This is a genomic window from Streptomyces spongiae, from assembly GCF_009377185.1.
GTDB classification, from domain to species: domain Bacteria; phylum Actinomycetota; class Actinomycetes; order Streptomycetales; family Streptomycetaceae; genus Streptomyces; species Streptomyces spongiae.
On sequence record NZ_VJZC01000189.1, the window covers coordinates 1 to 16,197 of the forward strand.

Sequence of the window (16,197 nt, forward strand, 5' to 3'; positions counted from 1 at the left end):
CCCCACAGACACCCACGCCCCCGAGGCCCACCATGAAGAGGCCCACCCCAAAGAGGTACGACATGCGCAGAATCGCACTGGCAGGGGCCGTCCTGCTCCTCGTCCCGGTCACCGCGTGCAGCGGCTCCGGCAGTTCCCCCGCCGCGGCCGGAAGCCGGACACTCACCATCGCCATCGGCAATCCACACACCGGCTGGGACCTGGCGGCAGCCGGCCTGGGCGACAACATCCAGTACTACGAGCCCGTGTACGACTCCTTGGTCCGCCTGGACGCGAAGGCCAAGCCGACGCCCAACCTGGCGACCTCGTGGTCGTACGACAAGACCCGCACCGTGCTGACGATGAAGCTCAGGAGCGGCGTGAAGTTCACCGACGGCACGCCCCTCGACGCGGCCGCGGTGAAGGCGAGCCTCCTGCACAACAAGGAGGGTTCGAACGAGGCGGCGGGCAAGCTGAAGGCGATCAGTTCGGTCGACGCCGTGGACTCCTCCACGGTGGCCATCCACCTGTCCGCCCCGAACCCCGAGCTCGTGGGCACGCTCGGCGACCCCGCGGGGATGATCGCCAGTCCGAAGAACCTGGACGCGAAGGGCGGACCGGTCGGCTCGGGACCGTACGAGCTGGACAAGGCCGCGACGACCAACGGCAGCACCTACACCTTCACCCGCAACGCCGACTACTGGAACAAGAAGGCCTACCCGTTCAACAAGATCGTCATCAAGAACATCAGCGACCCGACCGCGCGGCTCAACGCCCTGCTGGCGGGGCAGGTCGACTGGGCACGCATCACTCCCCAGACCGCGAGTCAGGTCAAGGGCCGGGGACTCGAGGTGAACGCGCACCCGGACAGCGTCGAAGGCCTCTACATCTGGGACCGCGCCGGGAAGATCGTCCCGGCCCTCGCCAAGGTGAAGGTGCGCCAGGCGCTGAACTACGCCTTCGACCGCGAGTCGATCGTCAAGAAGGTCAACCTCGGCTACGCCACCGCCACCTCGCAGATGGCCACCCCGGGCAGCAGCTGGTACGACGAGTCGCTGGCGAAGAACTACCCGTACGACCCGGCCAAGGCAAGGAAACTGCTCGCCGAGGCGGGCTATCCCAACGGCTTCACGGTCACCATGCCCGACGTCTCGTCGGTGGGGCCCAACCAGCAGGCCGTCATGACGCAGTCGTTGCAGGACATCGGCATCAAGGTCAGGGTCGACAAGATCCCGCGCACCGAGCTGTTCACCGCCCTGCAGTCCGGGAAGTACGCGATGTCGTGGTTCAAGCTCCAGTCCGGCCAGCCCTGGGACTTCATCCAGACCGAGCTCGCCAAGGACGCCGCCTGGAACCCCGCCAAGGACTTCGACCCGAAGCTCAACGCGCTGATCGCCAGGGCCCAGAAGGCGACGGGTGAGGCGCAGACCGAGGTGTACCGCGAGATCAACGCCTATCTGCAGGCCAACGCGTTCAACGCCCCCTGGGACGTCCTGGACGCCGTGCAGGGCAACTCCAAGAAGATCAAGGTGACGTCCCGGGACTATGTGTCGGCCGTACCGATCTACCAGATGGCCCCGGCGTCCTGACGTCGCGACGGATGAGAGAAGGGACATCCCGATGGTGACATTTCTCGTACGCCGCGTCCTGGCCGGCCTGGTGCTCCTGTACGTCCTCGCGACGGCGGCGTTCGCGATGATGAGCCTGACCGGGACCGATGCCGCGCGCAACGTCATCGGCACCATGGCCACGCAGGAGCAGGTGACGGCCAAGACCCGTGAACTGGGCCTGGACCGGCCCTGGCTGACGCAGTACGGGGACTGGCTGAGCCATGCCGTGCGCGGCGACTTCGGCACGTCCTGGTTCACGGGTGAACCGGTCACCGACACCCTGCTCGTGAAGGCGCCGGTGTCCCTGTCGATCGTGGTCGCCGGTCTCCTCCTGGCCACCGTCCTCAGCGTCGCGCTCGGCGTCGCCGCCGCCGTCCGGCGCGGCTCCCTCGACCGGCTGCTCCAGCTGACCGCGATCGTCGGGTACGCGGTGCCCAGCTTCCTGATGGCGCTGCTGCTCTCGGCCACGGTCGCCGTCCAGCTGGGCTGGCTTCCCGCCACCGGGTACGTGCCGTTCACGACATCGGCCTCGGGGTGGCTGCAGTCGATCACCCTGCCCGCGATCTCGCTGTCCGTCGGCGCGATCGCGGCGACGGCTCAGCAGATCCGCGGCTCGGTGATCGACGTCCTGCGCCAGGACTTCGTCCGGACGCTGCGCAGCCGGGGGCTGAGCGAGCGGAGGGTGCTGTTCCGGCATGTGCTGCGCAACGCGGCGCCGCCCGCTCTGACGGTCCTGTCGCTGCAGTTCATCGGCCTGGTGGGCGGCGCGGTCGTCACCGAGAAGGTCTTCGGGCTGCCCGGGGTCGGTTCCACGGCGGCCGAGGCGACGGTCAACGGCGACACCCCCCTTGTCATGGGCGTCGCGGTCTATCTCGTGTTCATCGTCGTGGTGGTCAACCTCCTGGTGGACGTCGCCTACGGCTGGCTCAACCCGAAGGTGCGGGTGCGATGACTGTTCCTGAGACGAATCCCGGCCCCGCCGCGCCCGGAGGTGCCGCTCCGCTCCCCCGCCGCAGCAGCCTCCCGCGCCGGTTGCTGCGCAACCCCATGGCGGTGGTGTGTCTGGCGGTCCTGGCCCTCGTCGTCCTGGCGAGCGTCTGCGCCCCGCTGCTCACGTCCGCGAGCCCCACCCGGTCGTCCCTGAACGACGCGTTCGCCCCGATGGGCGGCAGCCACCCGCTCGGTGCCGACAGCGTGGGCCGTGACATCCTCGCGCGGCTCCTGTACGGCGGGCGTGTCAGTCTGCTCGGCGGGGCCATCGCGGTGGCCGTCGCCCTGCTGATCGGCGTTCCGTCCGGGCTGCTCGCCGGCTACTACCGCGGTCGGCTGGACGCCGTCGCCAGCTGGGTGGCCAGTCTCGTCATGGCCGCACCCGCGATCATGGTGCTGCTGGTGGCGATCGCGGCGATCGGCCCCAACACCAACGCGGCCATGGCGGTCCTCGGCGTCATCCTCGCCCCCGGCGTGTTCCGGCTCGTCCGCGCCTCGGTCACGTCGGTGCGCGAGGAGCTCTACGTCGACGCGGCCCGGGTCTCCGGCCTCGGCGACGCGCGCATCGTGCGCCGGCACATCCTGCCGGTGGTGCAGGCGCCCACTATCATCCAGTCGGCACAGATGTTCGGGGTCGCCGTCGTCATCCAGGCAGGCATCGAGTTCCTCGGTCTGGGCTCGGCGGGCCAGGCCACCTGGGGTGCGATGCTCAACGACGCCTTCGCCAACCTCTACACCGCGCCCGGCCTCCTGGTGGCGCCGGGGCTCGCCATCGTCGTCTCCGTCGCCGCGCTCGGCCTGCTCGCCAACGCCCTGCGGGACGCGCTGCTGGAGAGCGGGTACGCGGTGCCGGGGGCGCGGGCGCGGCGGGAGAAGGCGCCGAAGGCACGGAAGGCGGCACGCGCGTCCACCGACCCGGCTGCCGACACCGGTGCCGACGACGGCGACGCCCTCCTGACCGTGCGGAACCTGAAAGTGACCTACCCGAGCCCCGGAGGCGAGTCCACCGTCGTCGACGGCGTGTCCCTGAGCGTGCGGCGCGGCGAAGTCGTGGGGCTGGTCGGCGAGTCCGGTTCGGGCAAGAGCCAGACGGCGTTCTCCGTGCTGGGGCTGTTGCCGCCGGAGGCTCGGTGCGAGGCCGACCGGATCTCCTTCGACGGCCGGGACCTGCGCCGACTCGACCGCAGGTCCCTGAACTCCCTGCGGGGGAGGCGGATCGCGTACGTCCCCCAGGAACCGATGTCGAACCTGGACCCGTCGTTCCGGATCGGCACCCAGCTCGCCGACCCCGTGCGCCTGCACCTGGGGATCTCCGCGAAGGAGGCGCGGGAGCGTGCCCTGGCCCTGCTGGAGCGCGTCGGCATCGCCGAGCCGGAGCGGGTCCACGACTCCTACCCGCATCAGATCTCGGGTGGTATGGCACAGCGCGTACTGATCGCCGGAGCGGTCTCGTGCGACCCCGACCTGCTGATCGCGGACGAGCCGACCACCGCGCTGGACGTCACCGTGCAGGCCGAAGTGCTCGACCTGCTCCGCGAGTTGCAGCAGGAGCGGCAGATGGGCCTGGTGCTGGTCACGCACAACTTCGGTGTGGTCGCCGACATCTGCGACCGCGTCCTGGTGATGCAGACCGGACGGGTCGTCGAATCGGCCCCGGTCCGACGGCTGTTCACCGATCCGCAGCACCCGTACACCCGGATGCTCCTGGCATCCACGCTGGAGGACGCCCCGCCGCGTACGCCGCTGCCGGACATCCCGCCGACCGCCGCACCCGTGCAGGAGAAGGTATGACCGCCGTATCGAGTACCGCACCCGCGCCCACGTCGCCCCCGAACCTCCTGGAAGTCGACGGCCTGGTCGTGGAGTACGCCGCCAAGGGATGGCGCAGGCCGCCGTTCCGGGCGCTGCGCGGGGTCTCGCTGGACATCAGGGCGGGCGAGACGGTCGGGCTCGTCGGCGAGTCGGGGTCGGGCAAGACCACCCTCGGCCGCGCGGTGCTCGGTCTGGCGCCGGTGACCGAGGGCGAGATCCGCTATGCGGGCCGGGTGATCTCGGCCCTCGGCGGACGGGAGCGGCGCGCGCTCAGCGACGAGATCCAGGTGGTGTTCCAGGACCCGTACACGTCGCTCAATCCCGCGATGACCGTGGGCGACATCCTCAGTGAGCCGCTGCTGGTCTCGGGCACGAGCCGCGCGGACGCCGACGCCCGCGTCCGCTCGCTGCTGGACGACGTCCGGCTGCCGGCCGACGCGGCCCACCGGCTGCCGCGCGAGTTCTCGGGCGGCCAGCGGCAACGCGTCGCGATCGCCCGCGCGTTGTGCCGGGATCCCCGACTGATCGTCTGTGACGAACCGGTCAGCGCCCTGGACCTGTCCACCCAGTCCCGGGTGCTGGACCTGTTCGTCGAGATCCAGGAGCGCACCGGTGTCGCATATCTGTTCATCACCCATGACCTGTCGGTGGTCCGCTGTGTCAGCCACCGGGTGGCGGTGATGTACCGCGGCGAGATCGTGGAGTCCGGTGGCGCGGCCACGGTGACGGCACAGCCGCAGAACCCCTACACGCGGCGGCTGATGCTGGCTGCCCCCGTGCCCGATCCGGACCGGCAGCGGGAACGCCGTGAGCAGCGCCGGAGCCTCGCGACCGCGCAGGGCGGCTGAACGGTGCCCGCGGCGTACGGATTCATCGCGTATGGGGGTCCGGAGACCCAACGCTTCCTCGATCTGCCCAAGCCGGTCCCCGGGCCGGGCGAACTCCTCGTCGACGTGTACGCGGCGGGCGTCAACCCGGTGGACTGGAAGGTCCGGGAGGGCATGCACCGGTCCTTTCTGCCCCTCGATCTGCCGGCCGTCCTGGGGCGGGAGGTGTCGGGGGTGGTCGAGCGACTCGGCGAGGGGGTGGACGAGTTCGCCGTCGGCGATCCGGTCTTCGGCAGCAGCGCCCGGGGGTGCGGCGGCTACGCGCGGTTCGCGCTCCTGACGGCGAGCCGTACGGTGGTGAAACCCGCCGGGCTCTCCTTCACCGACGCCGCGGCACTGCCCGTGGCGGCCGGGACCGCGTACGACGCCGTGGGCCGACTCGGCCTGGCTGCGGGTGAGACGCTGCTGGTCCTGGGCGTCGGTGGCGGTGTCGGGGTGGCGGCGGCTCAGATCGCGCGGGAGGCCGGGGTCCGCGTGGTCGGCACCGCCGCCCCGGCCAAACGGGAGTGGGTCGGGTCACTGGGCGCGACAGCGGTCGCCTACGACGGCGACGGCTTCGGTGCCCGGCTGGCGTCGGTCCTCCCGGACGGGACGGACGCGGTCCTCGACCTCGTGGGCGGCTCGGCGCTGCACGAGGTCGGGACGCTGATCCGGCCGGGTGCCCGGGTGCTCACGGTCGCCGGTCCCGAGACGGCTGCCCGGTTCGGGGCGCGGCCCCTCTCCCGCCGGGACTTCAGGGAAGGGCTCGGCGAACTGGCCCGCCGTGTCACGGAGGGCCGTCTAAACCCCCAGGTCCGCCGGATCCTCCCCTTCGTGGAGGCGGGAGCGGCACTGCGCGAGGTGGAGGCCGGTCACGCCTGGGGCAAGGTGGTGATGGACATGCGCTCATGACCGCGTATCAGTGATCACCACGTATCAGTGATTCAAGGATGTCGATCCCGACCGGAATGGACTCCTCGCCGACATCGAAGGTGTCGCTGTGGTGGGGCCCCGGGCTCCCGGCTCCGACCATCAGGTACGCGCCCTTGCCGCCGCGCTGCTGCACATGCCGGATGAGGAGGTTCGCGTCGTCGCTGCCGGCGAACGCCCGGGTCCGGTGCACCTCGTCGACGTCCGGGTGAGCGGCCGCGGCGGCCACGATGCGGTCGACCAGGTCGTCGTCGGGGGCCACCGTGGCGGACTGCCCCATGACGGCCAGGTCGACGGTGACGTCCTGGGTAAGTGCCGCGCCCCGCACGATCGAACGGATCCGGTCGACCAGTTCGTCGACGACGTCGTCGTCGGTCGCCCGGGCCTCGCACGTCATCGCCGCCGAGGACGGCACGATGTTCGTGGCCTCCCCGGCCACGAGGGTGCCGACGTTGAGGCGGGTGTCGACGGAGCCGTAGCGCGGGATGGCCATGATGGCCAGTGCGGACATCGCCGCCGCGATCAGAGCGTTGCGTCCGGACTCCGGCGCGCCTGCCGCGTGGGAGGCCTTACCCGCGAAGTCCACCTTCAGCTTGCGGGTCGCCAGGCCTCCGGTGAAGCTGCCCACGACCTCGCCGATCCTCATCTCGCCCGCCATGTGCACGGCGAGCATGGTGTCGATCTCGTCCGCGGCTCCGGCGTCGATCATGGTCTGGGCTCCCCTGACCCCTTCCTCCGCCGGCTGGAAGAGGATGCGCAGCGAGCCCGGGAAGGCGCGGTCGGCCAGACGGTGGAGCAGGCCGACGCCGATGGTGGCGTGCGCGTCGTGGCCGCACGCGTGCATCGCGCCGTTCGTCGAGGCGAAGCCGTGTGCGGCGGGGACGTGGGACGGGTCGGAGGACTCCAGGATCGGCAACGCGTCGATGTCCACCCTGAGACCCCAGCGTGGGCCCGGCCGGTCGCCCACGAGGTCCACGACGAGCGCCGTGCCGTTCTCCCGGAAGTACCGAGCACGGTCGCTCGGGACACCGGACTCGACCGCGCGGGCCTCCCACGCGTCCCGCTCCGCCGGGGAGGGCAGGCCCACCACACGCTCGAGGTGGTGCGCGGCCTTCCCCGTGATGACGGAGACCGGGAGTCGCTCGATGGCCTTCTCGATGCGGGCCGCCGTGCCGATCTCCAGGAAGGCGGGCTCGGGGTTGCGGTGCAGTTCCCTGCGAAACGTCGTCAGCTGCTCGGGGTCCACGTGCCGCCTCTCCTCGTGCCTGGTTTGTCGTTCGTCGTTCATGGTTCCGGGGCGATTCTTCGGCGTGATCCCACCATGGACCATGTCCGGGGTCCGGTGAACAGACCCGTGCCTGAGCCGGTCCCGTCCCCAGCAGGACACTGCCCAGGGGTGGACACCCGCTTGACGTGGGCTTTACCGGGATGGGGACCGCTTGACGTCGGCTTTGCCCGGCGGGGCCCATCGTTCGTCTGATCTTCGCCGACGACGCGCGGCCGGGTACTCCCGCGCGCACCTAGGGTTACGGCGCTCCCACCCCCCGTACGCCCGTCAGTTCTGTCCGGAGGACAGTTATGACCGCCGTCAAGGCTCCCCAGCGCAACAGACGCCGTCCCCTCGCCGCGTTGGCCGGGGCGGTGTCCCTCACCGCCGCGTCGATCGGCCTGTGGGCCGTCACCGGCTCCACCGCTCACGCCGCCGCTCTCCCGACCCCCGACCACGTGGTGGTCGTCGTGATGGAGAACCACGCCTACTCCCAGGTGATCGGCAGCTCCAGCGCCCCGTACATCAACAACACCCTCAAGGCGGGTGGCGCCAGCCTCACCCAGTCCTACGGCCTCACCCACCCCAGTGAGCCGAACTACTACATGCTGTTCTCGGGCTCCAACCAGGGCCGCACCGACGACAGTTGCGTCGGCGTCGGGTCCATCTCCGCCCCGAACCTCGCCTCCGAGCTGATCGCCGCCGGGAAGACCTGGGCGAGCTACAACGAGTCGCTGCCCAGCCAGGGCTCGACGACCTGCAGCAGCGGCGACTACGCGCAGAAGCACAACCCGTGGTTCGGCTTCTCCAACGTGCCGACCAGCACCGCCAAGACCTTCGCGCAGTTCCCGACCGACTACACGACCCTGCCGAAGGTCTCCTTCGTCACCCCGAACCTGTGCAGTGACATGCACGACTGCTCGGTCTCCACGGGCGACACCTGGATCAAGAACAAGCTCGGCGCCTACGCCACCTGGGCCAAGACCCACAACAGCGTCCTCGCCGTGACCTTCGACGAGGACAACAAGCTGTCCGGCAACCGCATCCCCACGGTCTTCTACGGGCAGCACGTCACCCCCGGCAGCTCCAGCTCCACCACGTACAACCACTACAACGTGCTGCGCACCGTGGAGGACCTGGCCGGTCTGAGCGCACACGCGGGCAACGCCGCGTCGGCATCCGACATCACCGGTATCTGGAACTGACGCCTGTGTATCTCGCGGATTCCCGTGGCACCAAGGCCGCCGTCGTCCCGGACTCCCGTCCGGGGCGGCGGCCGGCCGCCGTGCCCGGCACGGTACTGGCCCTGGGTGCGGTCAGCCTGATCACGGACATCTCCTCGGAGATGGTCACGGCCGTCCTGCCCCTCTACGTGGTCACGGTCCTCGGCCTTTCGCCACTCGGATTCGGGCTCCTGGACGGCATCAACAACGGCGTCGGGGCCCTGGTACGGCTGGCCGGCGGCCACCTCGCCGACCTCGGAGGCCAACGGCACAAGGTCGTGGCGGGCTTCGGCTACGGCCTGTCGGCGGTGTGCAAGCCGCTGTTGCTTCTCGCCCACAGCCTTCCCGTGATCAGTGCCGTGCTCGCGGCCGATCGCACCGGCAAGGGGCTGCGCACCGCCCCCCGGGACGCGATGATCTCGCTGGCCACCGAACCCGCGACACGGGGACGGGCGTTCGGGGTGCACCGCGCCATGGACACCACCGGCGCGCTGCTCGGCCCGCTCGTCGCCTTCGCCGTGCTGCGCGCCACCGTCGACGGCTATGACGCGGTCTTCGCGGTCAGCGGCTGTGTCGCCGCGCTCGGGGTCCTGGTGCTGGTGCTCTTCGTACCCCGCCGCGTCGCCCCCGCCGTTGCCGTACCGCTGCCGGGGCCGGAAGCGCCGTACGGGCAGGAAGCACCGTACGGGCAGGACCGTCCGGCGCTGCGTGACGCGCTCGGGCTGCTGCGCCGTCCCGAGCTGCGCCGGCTCACCGTGTGTGCGACCCTGCTCGGCCTGACCACCGTCAGCGACTCCTTCCTGTATCTGCTGCTCCAGCGCGAAGGGGCCCTGCCCGCACATCTGTTCCCGCTGCTGCCGCTGGGCACCGCCGCTGTCTTCCTGCTGCTCGCCGTCCCTCTCGGTGCGCTCGCCGACCGGATCAGCCGTCGTCGGCTCTTCCTGGCCGGCCACGGGGTCCTGCTGCTCGGCTACGGCCTGGTGCTCTCCCCCTGGCACGGTGTCCCCGCCGTGGTCGCCGTCCTCGTGCTGCACGGCACCTTCTACGCGGCCACCGACGGAGTCCTCGCGGCGGCCACCGCGGGTGCCGTCCCGGCGCGCCACCAGGGCGCCGGGCAGGCGCTGGTGGGCACGGGCCAGGCGCTGGCCCGGTTCGTGTGCTCGCTGGCCTTCGGCGCGGCCTGGAGCCTGTGGGGCGGCCGGACCGCGCTCGCCGTCACCGCCACCGCCCTGGCCGTCAGCGCGGTCGTGGCCTCGTTCGTCCTCCGCACCACCGATGAGGTACCCGCATGACCAGAACCACCCGCATGCTGATCCTGCTGGCCGCCGTCCTGCTGCTCGGGACCGTCGGCGCGGGCGCGGTACTGCACGCAGCCCACCGGTCGGACATGCGTGACCGGCAGCAGGCGGACGGCCCGACCGTCCGGGCCGGTACGGTCTCGCTCCGGTCGGCGCCCGGCCGCCGGTTGCTGTTCCGGAACCTGGCCTGGGGCCCGCACCGCGACGAGATCGCCACCGTCCCCGCCGACCGTCCTGAGGGACCGCGCACCACATCGGGCGTCAAGTGCCTGCGCTTCCACGCGGCAGCCGGTACGGGCATCTGCCTTCAGGCGGTGCACGGCGCGCTGGAGGACAGCTACCGAGCGGTGGTACTCGACGCGCACCTGCGCGTGTTGCACCGGTTCCCGGCAGCCGGCATCCCCACCCGGGCCCGGGTCTCGCCCTCGGGGCACCTCGTCGCCTGGACGGTCTTCGTCAGCGGCGACTCCTACGCCGGCACCGACTTCTCCACGCGCACCGCCATCGTCGACACCCGCACCTGGGCGATCGACGACAACCTGGAGACCTTCCACATCGTCAAGGACGGCCGGCCCTACCGCGCCGCGGACATCAACATCTGGGGTGTCACGTTCGCCGACGACTCCCGCTTCTACGCCACGCTGGCGACCGGCGGCCGTACCTACCTCGTCCGCGGTGACGTCGGCGCACGCACCCTCACCACGCTGCACGGCAACGTCGAGTGCCCCTCGCTCTCACCCGACGGCACCCGCGTCGCCTACAAGAAGCGCGTCAAGGGAGCCTCACCCGACGCCCCCTGGCGGCTGTACGTCCTCGACCTGCGCACCATGAAGGAGACCGCCACCGCCGAGCAGCGCAACATCGACGACCAGGCGCTGTGGACCGACGACTCCACCCTCGTCTACGCCCTCCCCGGCGACTACGGCTCGGACCTGTGGACCGTCCCCGCCGACGGCAGCGGCACGGCCCGCCGGCTCCTCACCTCCGCGGTCGCCCCCGCCGTCCTGGACTGACAGGCGCCTGTCGTGTCCAGTGCGGGGTCATGCGAGTCGAACGTGCCCGAACACGTCTTGACGCATGCGTACCGCACGGTGATCGCGTGACAGGCGCGACGGTTTTCTGGTGACAGGCGGGACTGTCCGGTCCCCCCGGGCGGCTGGAAGGCTCAAGGTCACACGGCCGAGGGGGGTTCGGGGATGGACAAGCGGTACGAGGTGTACGCGCTCGCCGACAGGCACTTCTACGAGACGCCGGACCGGCTGTCGGCCGGTACGGGCGGCTCGCCGGCGCAAGGCGGTACGGCACAGGGCGGTACGGCACAGGGCGGTACCGCTCCCCTGTACGAGACGGCCCGACGCCCGGCACCCGACGGCTGGCGCGCGGCCCGGATCGGCGACTGGCTCACACTGACCCCCCTCGACGAGGGCGGCCGGCCGCGCCCCGGGCCGACGCAGGGCTGGAAGATCCACTGTTCGGCCACCCGTGACAACGCCGAGCGGATCGCGGCGGCCGTGTGGGACTACTGCGTGCCCCGGCTGATCCCGTTCAAGTTCGTGCCGGGCCCGCATCTGCTGCACCTGCGCAACGCCAAGTACGCGGGGCGCGACACCAGCGGCAAGTTCGTGACGATCTATCCGACCGACGAGGAGCAGTTACACCTGATCCTGCGCGAGCTGGGCGAACAACTGGCCGGCCTGGAGGGGCCGTACATCCTCACCGACCTCCGCTGGAACGACGGGCCGCTGTACGTCCGGTACGGCGCCTTCGCACGCTCCTTCGTCGTCGACGAGCGCGGCACGCTCGTCCCGGCGGTCCGCGACGGCGAGGGCACGCTGGTGCCGGACCGGCGGCAGCCGGCCTTCCAGGTCCCCGAGTGGGTGACGTTACCCGAGTTCCTTCAGCCGCAGCTCGCGGCGCGGAACACGACGACGGTCGGCGACCTGCCGTACCGCATCGAGAAGGCGCTGCACTTCTCCAACGGCGGCGGGGTGTACCAGGGCACCGACACCCGCACGGGCCGCAAGGTCGTCCTCAAGGAAGGGCGTCCGCACGCGGGGCTCGCCGCGGACGGGGCCGACGCCATGGCCCGGCTGGAGCGCGAGAAGGACGCCCTGGAGCGCCTCGCGGGCCTGGGGGTCGTACCCGAGGTGCGGGACTGGTTCATGCTCGGCGACCACCGTTTCCTCGTCATGGACTTCGTCGAGGGCCGCCCGCTGAACTCGTTCTTCGCCGAGCGGCACCCCCTGCTCGCACCCGATCCCGAGCCGGGCGCGGTCGCCTCGTACACGGCGTGGGCGCTGCGCGTGCACCGGGCCGTGGAGGAGGCGGTCGAGGCGGTGCACGCCCGCGGGATCGTCTTCAACGACCTGCATGTCTTCAACATCATGGTCGCCCCGGACGAACAGTCCGTGTTCCTGCTGGACTTCGAGGCGGCGGCTCCGGTCGAGGAGCAGGGCAGGCAGATCGTCGCCCACCCCGGCTTCCTCGCACCGCCGGACCGGACGGGCGTGGACGTCGACCGGTACGCGCTGGCGTGTCTGCGGCTCGCGCTGTTCCTGCCGGTCACCTCTCTGTTCGGGGTGGACCGCGGGAAGGCGGCGCATCTGGCCGAGGTCATCGCGGGGCAGTTCCCGGACGTACCACGGGAGTTCCTCGACCGGGCGGTCGCGGAGATCACTCGTGACGTGCTCCCGCGCTCTGCCGCGATGTCGTCGTTCGCGTCGCTCGCGGAGCCTGGCGACTGGCCGTACAGCCGTGACTCCATGGTCAAGGCGATCCTCGCCTCGGCGACGCCCGAGCGGGACGACCGGCTGTTCCCGGGCGATGTCGCGCAGTTCTCGGACGGCGGCGGGCTGGGGCTCGCGTACGGCGCCGCGGGTGTCCTGTACGCGCTCGCCGAGACCGGGGCCGAACGGTACGACGAGGGCGAGCGCTGGCTGCTCGACCACACCGACCCGGTGCCGCTCGGGACCCCGCTGGGCCTGTACGACGGGCTCGCGGGCGTCGCGTACGTCCTCGACCGGCTCGGGCACCGGCAGCGGGCACTGGACCTGGTCGAGCTGATCCTGGGCGAGAAGTGGCAGAAGCTCTCCTCCGACCTGCACGGGGGGCTGGCCGGGCTCGGGCTCGTCCTGGGTCACCTGGCGGGCACGACCGGCGAGAGCGAACTGCGCGAGCGGGCCGCCGAGACGGCGCGACTGCTGGTGGAGCGGCTGGCCGAGCCCCGGTCCGAGCCGCCCCGCCGCCGCGCCGGACTCCTCCGGGGAGCGAGCGGGCCCGCGCTGTTCCTCCTGCGGCAGTACCAGGCGACCGGCGACCACACCCTGCTGGACGCGGCGGCCGAGGCGCTGCGGCAGGACCTGGAGAGCTGTGTCGTGCAGGAGGACGGCGCTCTGGCGGTCAACGAGGGGTGGCGGACGATGCCTTACCTCGGCGACGGCAGTGTAGGGGTCGGGATGGTGATCGACGACTATCTGGCGCTCCGGGACCGTGGCCGCAACGATGCCTTCGAGCAGGCCTGTGAGCAGGCTCGCTCCGGCATCCTCACCGCCGCCACCTACCGCTTCTACGCCCAGTCCGGGCTCTTCCAGGGCCGTGCCGGGATGATCCTGCACCTCGACCGCACGGGTGCGCCACGGGCCCGGCTGGACGAACAGATCGCGGATCTCGGCTGGTACGCCATGCCGTACCAGGGCCAACTGGCCTTCCCCGGGCACCACATGATGCGGCTCTCCATGGACCTGGGCACCGGAACGGCCGGTTGCCTCCTGGCCCTCGGCGCGACGCTCGCCGAGGACGACGAACGCGCGGCCCAGCTGCCGTTCCTTCCGCCGCCGCAACGGCGGCCCACAGACGCGGCTCCGTGATCCGACGGAGTCGTGACGCAACACCCCGTCCCTACAGAGGATCGAGAAAGGAATCACCATGGCACTGCTCGACCTGCAGACGATGGAAGCCGACGAGATGACCGGTGGGGCGCCCAGCTCCCTCAGCGTGCTGTCCTGCGTCAGCGCCGCGAGCATCACGCTCTGTCTCTGAGCGGCTCCCGTCTCTGAGCGGCTCCCGTCTCTGAGCGGCTCCCGTCTCTGAGCGGCTCCCGTCTCTGAGCGGCTCCCGTCTCTGAGCGGTCTCGTCGCGTCGAGGCTTGTGGCTCCGGGCGGTTCCTCCTGTGCCGGGAGGGGCCGCTCGGGGTCCTTCGCGCGTGCGTGAGGGATGCGAGGTGACATGACCACACTTGTTCCGTCGGATGGCTCCACCGCGCTGTTGCGCTCGGCCACCCGTCACAGCGGCGCGCGCTGTGCGGGCCTGGCGCTCACCGCCCTGGCCTCCACGGGAGCGAACCTGCTGCTGCCGACCGTGCTCGGGCGGGCACTCGACCTGCTGCTGTCGGGCGCCGCCGACGCGACGCGCTGGGTGCTGTGGTGTGCCGCTCTGGTGCTGCTGCTCGCCGTGCTGGACGCGTTCGACACCGTGCTCGACGGCACCACGACCGCCCGGACCACGGCGTGGCTGCGCGGGCGGCTGACCGGCCACGTGCTGGCGGTGGGGCCGCGCGCCGTGGTCCGGTTCGGGTCCGGGGATCTCGTGGCGCGGATCGTCGGCATCGCGGCACAGGCCGGGACGGCGCCCGCCACCTTCGCCACGCTGGTCGCGGGGCTCGTCGGCCCGGTGGGCGCGGTGGTGGCACTCGGGCTGATCAGCCCGTGGCTGGCCGCGGTGTTCCTCGGCGGGGCGCCGGTCCTCGCCCTGTCGCTGCGTGTCCTCGCGCGGGACTCCTCGGCGAGTGTGGCGCGCTACCAGCAACTACAGGGGCGGATGGCGGGCGCTCTGTCCGAGGCGATCGGCGGTCATCGTACGATCGCCGCCGCCGGGACGGCGGACCGGACGGTGGCACGCATTCTGCGTCCGCTGCCCGAACTCTCCCGCGAGGGGCACCGCATGTGGCGGGTCCAGGGCCGCGCCGCCGCGCAGGCGGTCGCCGTGGCGCCGCTGCTGCAGGTGGGAGTGCTGGCCGTGGCGGGCTTCCTCCTCACCCGACAGCACCTGACCGTGGGCGAATTGCTCGCCGCGTCCCGGTACGCCGTACTGGCCGCGGGCATCGGGGTACTGGTCGGGCAGTTGTCCGGCCTGGTGCGTGCGAGGGCGGCGGCCCTGCGTCTCGGTGAGGTCCTGGACGAACCCGCCACCCCCTACGGCGAACGTCGTCTCCCGCCCGGCCAGGGCCGGTTAGAGCTGCGGGGGGTCACCGCCCGACGTGGCGGGCGCACGGTACTGGACGGCGTCGACCTCGTCGTACCGGCCGGGACCACACTCGCCGTGGTCGGCCGCTCGGGCTCGGGCAAGTCGCTGCTCGCGGCCGTCGCCGGGCGGTTGACGGACCCCGACGAGGGTGAGGTACGGCTCGACGGCGTCCCCCTGCGCGAACTGGACCGCGGCGAACTGCGCGGCGCGATCGCCTATGCCTTCGAACGCCCCGCGCTGCTCGGCGAGTCCGTCGAGGACACCATCGCCTTCGGTGTGCCCCGCCCGGCCCGGGCCCGCGTCCGGGAGGCCGCCCTGGCCGCACGCGCCGACTCCTTCGTCCGCCGTCTCCCTGACGGTTACGCCACGCCCGTCGCCGATGCCCCGCTGTCGGGCGGGGAGGCCCAACGGCTGGGCCTGGCCCGGGCGTTCGCCCGCGACAGCCGTGTCATCGTCCTCGACGACGCCCTCTCCAGCCTCGACACGATCACCGAGCACCACATCACCGAAGCCCTCCTCCGCCCCGACGAGGGCCGCACCCGTCTGCTCGTCGCCCACCGTGCCTCGACGGCGTCCCGCGCGGACACGGTGGTGTGGCTGGACGAAGGGAAGGTGCGGGCGGTGGGGCCGCACACGGAGCTGCGGCAACTGGCGGGCTACCGGGAGGTGTTCGGGGCGCGCCCCGACAGTGGTGTCCGAGCACGGTCGGGCAGTGGAGGGGGCTGATGCGGAGGACCGGCGTGTACCGACGAGGGCTGCGGTTCCTGCGGCAGCGGTGGCGGGTCGTCGTCCGCCTCGTCCTGTGGTCGGTGCTGGAGACGGCGCAGACCTTTCTCCTGGGGTACGCCCTGGCCCGCGCCCTCGACGACGGGTTCCTGGCCGGCCGGACGGACGTCGGCCTCGGATGGCTCGGGGCCGCAGCCGGCGCCGTGCTCGTCGGGGCGTTCGGGACGGGGCGGGTGTACGGGGGTGTCGCCGGGC

12 protein-coding genes and 1 pseudogene are annotated in these 16,197 nt (G+C 71.7%); 12 read left to right on the forward strand and 1 reads right to left on the reverse strand.

Going from position 1 to position 16,197, the window contains the following annotated elements:
• Positions 1–62 precede the first annotated feature (62 nt).
• The 5 genes from FNH08_RS24085 to FNH08_RS24105 are packed head-to-tail and all read left to right on the forward strand — an operon-like array spanning position 63 to position 6,169.
• Entirely contained in the window at positions 63–1,568 is a 1,506-nt protein-coding gene (locus tag FNH08_RS24085) for an ABC transporter substrate-binding protein (RefSeq protein WP_152773628.1), read from the forward strand.
• A gap of 31 nt (positions 1,569–1,599) precedes the next feature.
• Positions 1,600–2,541: an ABC transporter permease gene (locus FNH08_RS24090; RefSeq protein WP_152773629.1), complete on the forward strand. Its 942-nt coding sequence runs from the start codon at positions 1,600–1,602 to the stop codon at positions 2,539–2,541.
• Complete coding sequence (locus FNH08_RS24095; RefSeq protein WP_152773630.1) at positions 2,538–4,370, forward strand: dipeptide/oligopeptide/nickel ABC transporter permease/ATP-binding protein; 1,833 nt, start codon at positions 2,538–2,540, stop codon at positions 4,368–4,370. The genes FNH08_RS24090 and FNH08_RS24095 overlap by 4 nt, the downstream gene beginning before the upstream one ends.
• Positions 4,367–5,239, forward strand: coding sequence for an ATP-binding cassette domain-containing protein (locus FNH08_RS24100; protein WP_152773631.1), 873 nt, complete (start codon positions 4,367–4,369; stop codon positions 5,237–5,239). The genes FNH08_RS24095 and FNH08_RS24100 overlap by 4 nt, the downstream gene beginning before the upstream one ends.
• 3 nt (positions 5,240–5,242) lie before the next feature.
• The gene (locus FNH08_RS24105) at positions 5,243–6,169 is read left to right on the forward strand and encodes an NADP-dependent oxidoreductase (protein ID WP_322725235.1); all 927 of its coding nucleotides are present in this window, start codon (positions 5,243–5,245) and stop codon (positions 6,167–6,169) included.
• A 7-nt stretch (positions 6,170–6,176) separates the two neighbouring features.
• On the opposite strand, the gene FNH08_RS24110 is transcribed toward FNH08_RS24105, so the two are convergent.
• Positions 6,177–7,433 carry an amidohydrolase gene (locus FNH08_RS24110; protein WP_322725236.1) on the reverse strand — a complete coding sequence of 419 codons (1,257 nt, stop codon included), beginning with the start codon at positions 7,431–7,433 and terminating at the stop codon, positions 6,177–6,179.
• 332 nt (positions 7,434–7,765) lie between these two features.
• Between FNH08_RS24110 and FNH08_RS24115 the strand changes: the two genes are divergently transcribed.
• The 7 genes and pseudogenes from FNH08_RS24115 to FNH08_RS24145 form a co-directional block, all read left to right on the forward strand.
• Positions 7,766–8,659 (forward strand): alkaline phosphatase family protein, encoded by an 894-nt coding sequence (locus tag FNH08_RS24115; RefSeq protein WP_152773633.1) that lies wholly within the window; start codon positions 7,766–7,768, stop codon positions 8,657–8,659.
• A 5-nt stretch (positions 8,660–8,664) separates the two neighbouring features.
• Entirely contained in the window at positions 8,665–9,969 is a 1,305-nt protein-coding gene (locus FNH08_RS24120) for an MFS transporter (RefSeq protein ID WP_322725237.1), read from the forward strand.
• Entirely contained in the window at positions 9,966–10,988 is a 1,023-nt protein-coding gene (locus FNH08_RS24125) for a TolB family protein (RefSeq protein ID WP_152773635.1), read from the forward strand. The genes FNH08_RS24120 and FNH08_RS24125 overlap by 4 nt, the downstream gene beginning before the upstream one ends.
• A gap of 183 nt (positions 10,989–11,171) precedes the next feature.
• Positions 11,172–13,841: a class III lanthionine synthetase LanKC gene (gene lanKC / locus FNH08_RS24130; protein ID WP_152773636.1), complete on the forward strand. Its 2,670-nt coding sequence runs from the start codon at positions 11,172–11,174 to the stop codon at positions 13,839–13,841.
• Positions 13,842–13,899: 58 nt separating this feature from the next.
• The gene (locus tag FNH08_RS24135; RefSeq protein ID WP_152773637.1) at positions 13,900–14,013 is read left to right on the forward strand and encodes a SapB/AmfS family lanthipeptide; all 114 of its coding nucleotides are present in this window, start codon (positions 13,900–13,902) and stop codon (positions 14,011–14,013) included.
• 186 nt (positions 14,014–14,199) lie between these two features.
• Positions 14,200–15,942 carry an ABC transporter ATP-binding protein gene (locus FNH08_RS24140; RefSeq protein ID WP_152773638.1) on the forward strand — a complete coding sequence of 581 codons (1,743 nt, stop codon included), beginning with the start codon at positions 14,200–14,202 and terminating at the stop codon, positions 15,940–15,942.
• Positions 15,942–16,197: pseudogene (locus FNH08_RS24145) on the forward strand (ABC transporter ATP-binding protein); the annotation flags it as partial. The gene FNH08_RS24140 and the pseudogene FNH08_RS24145, both read left to right, overlap by 1 nt.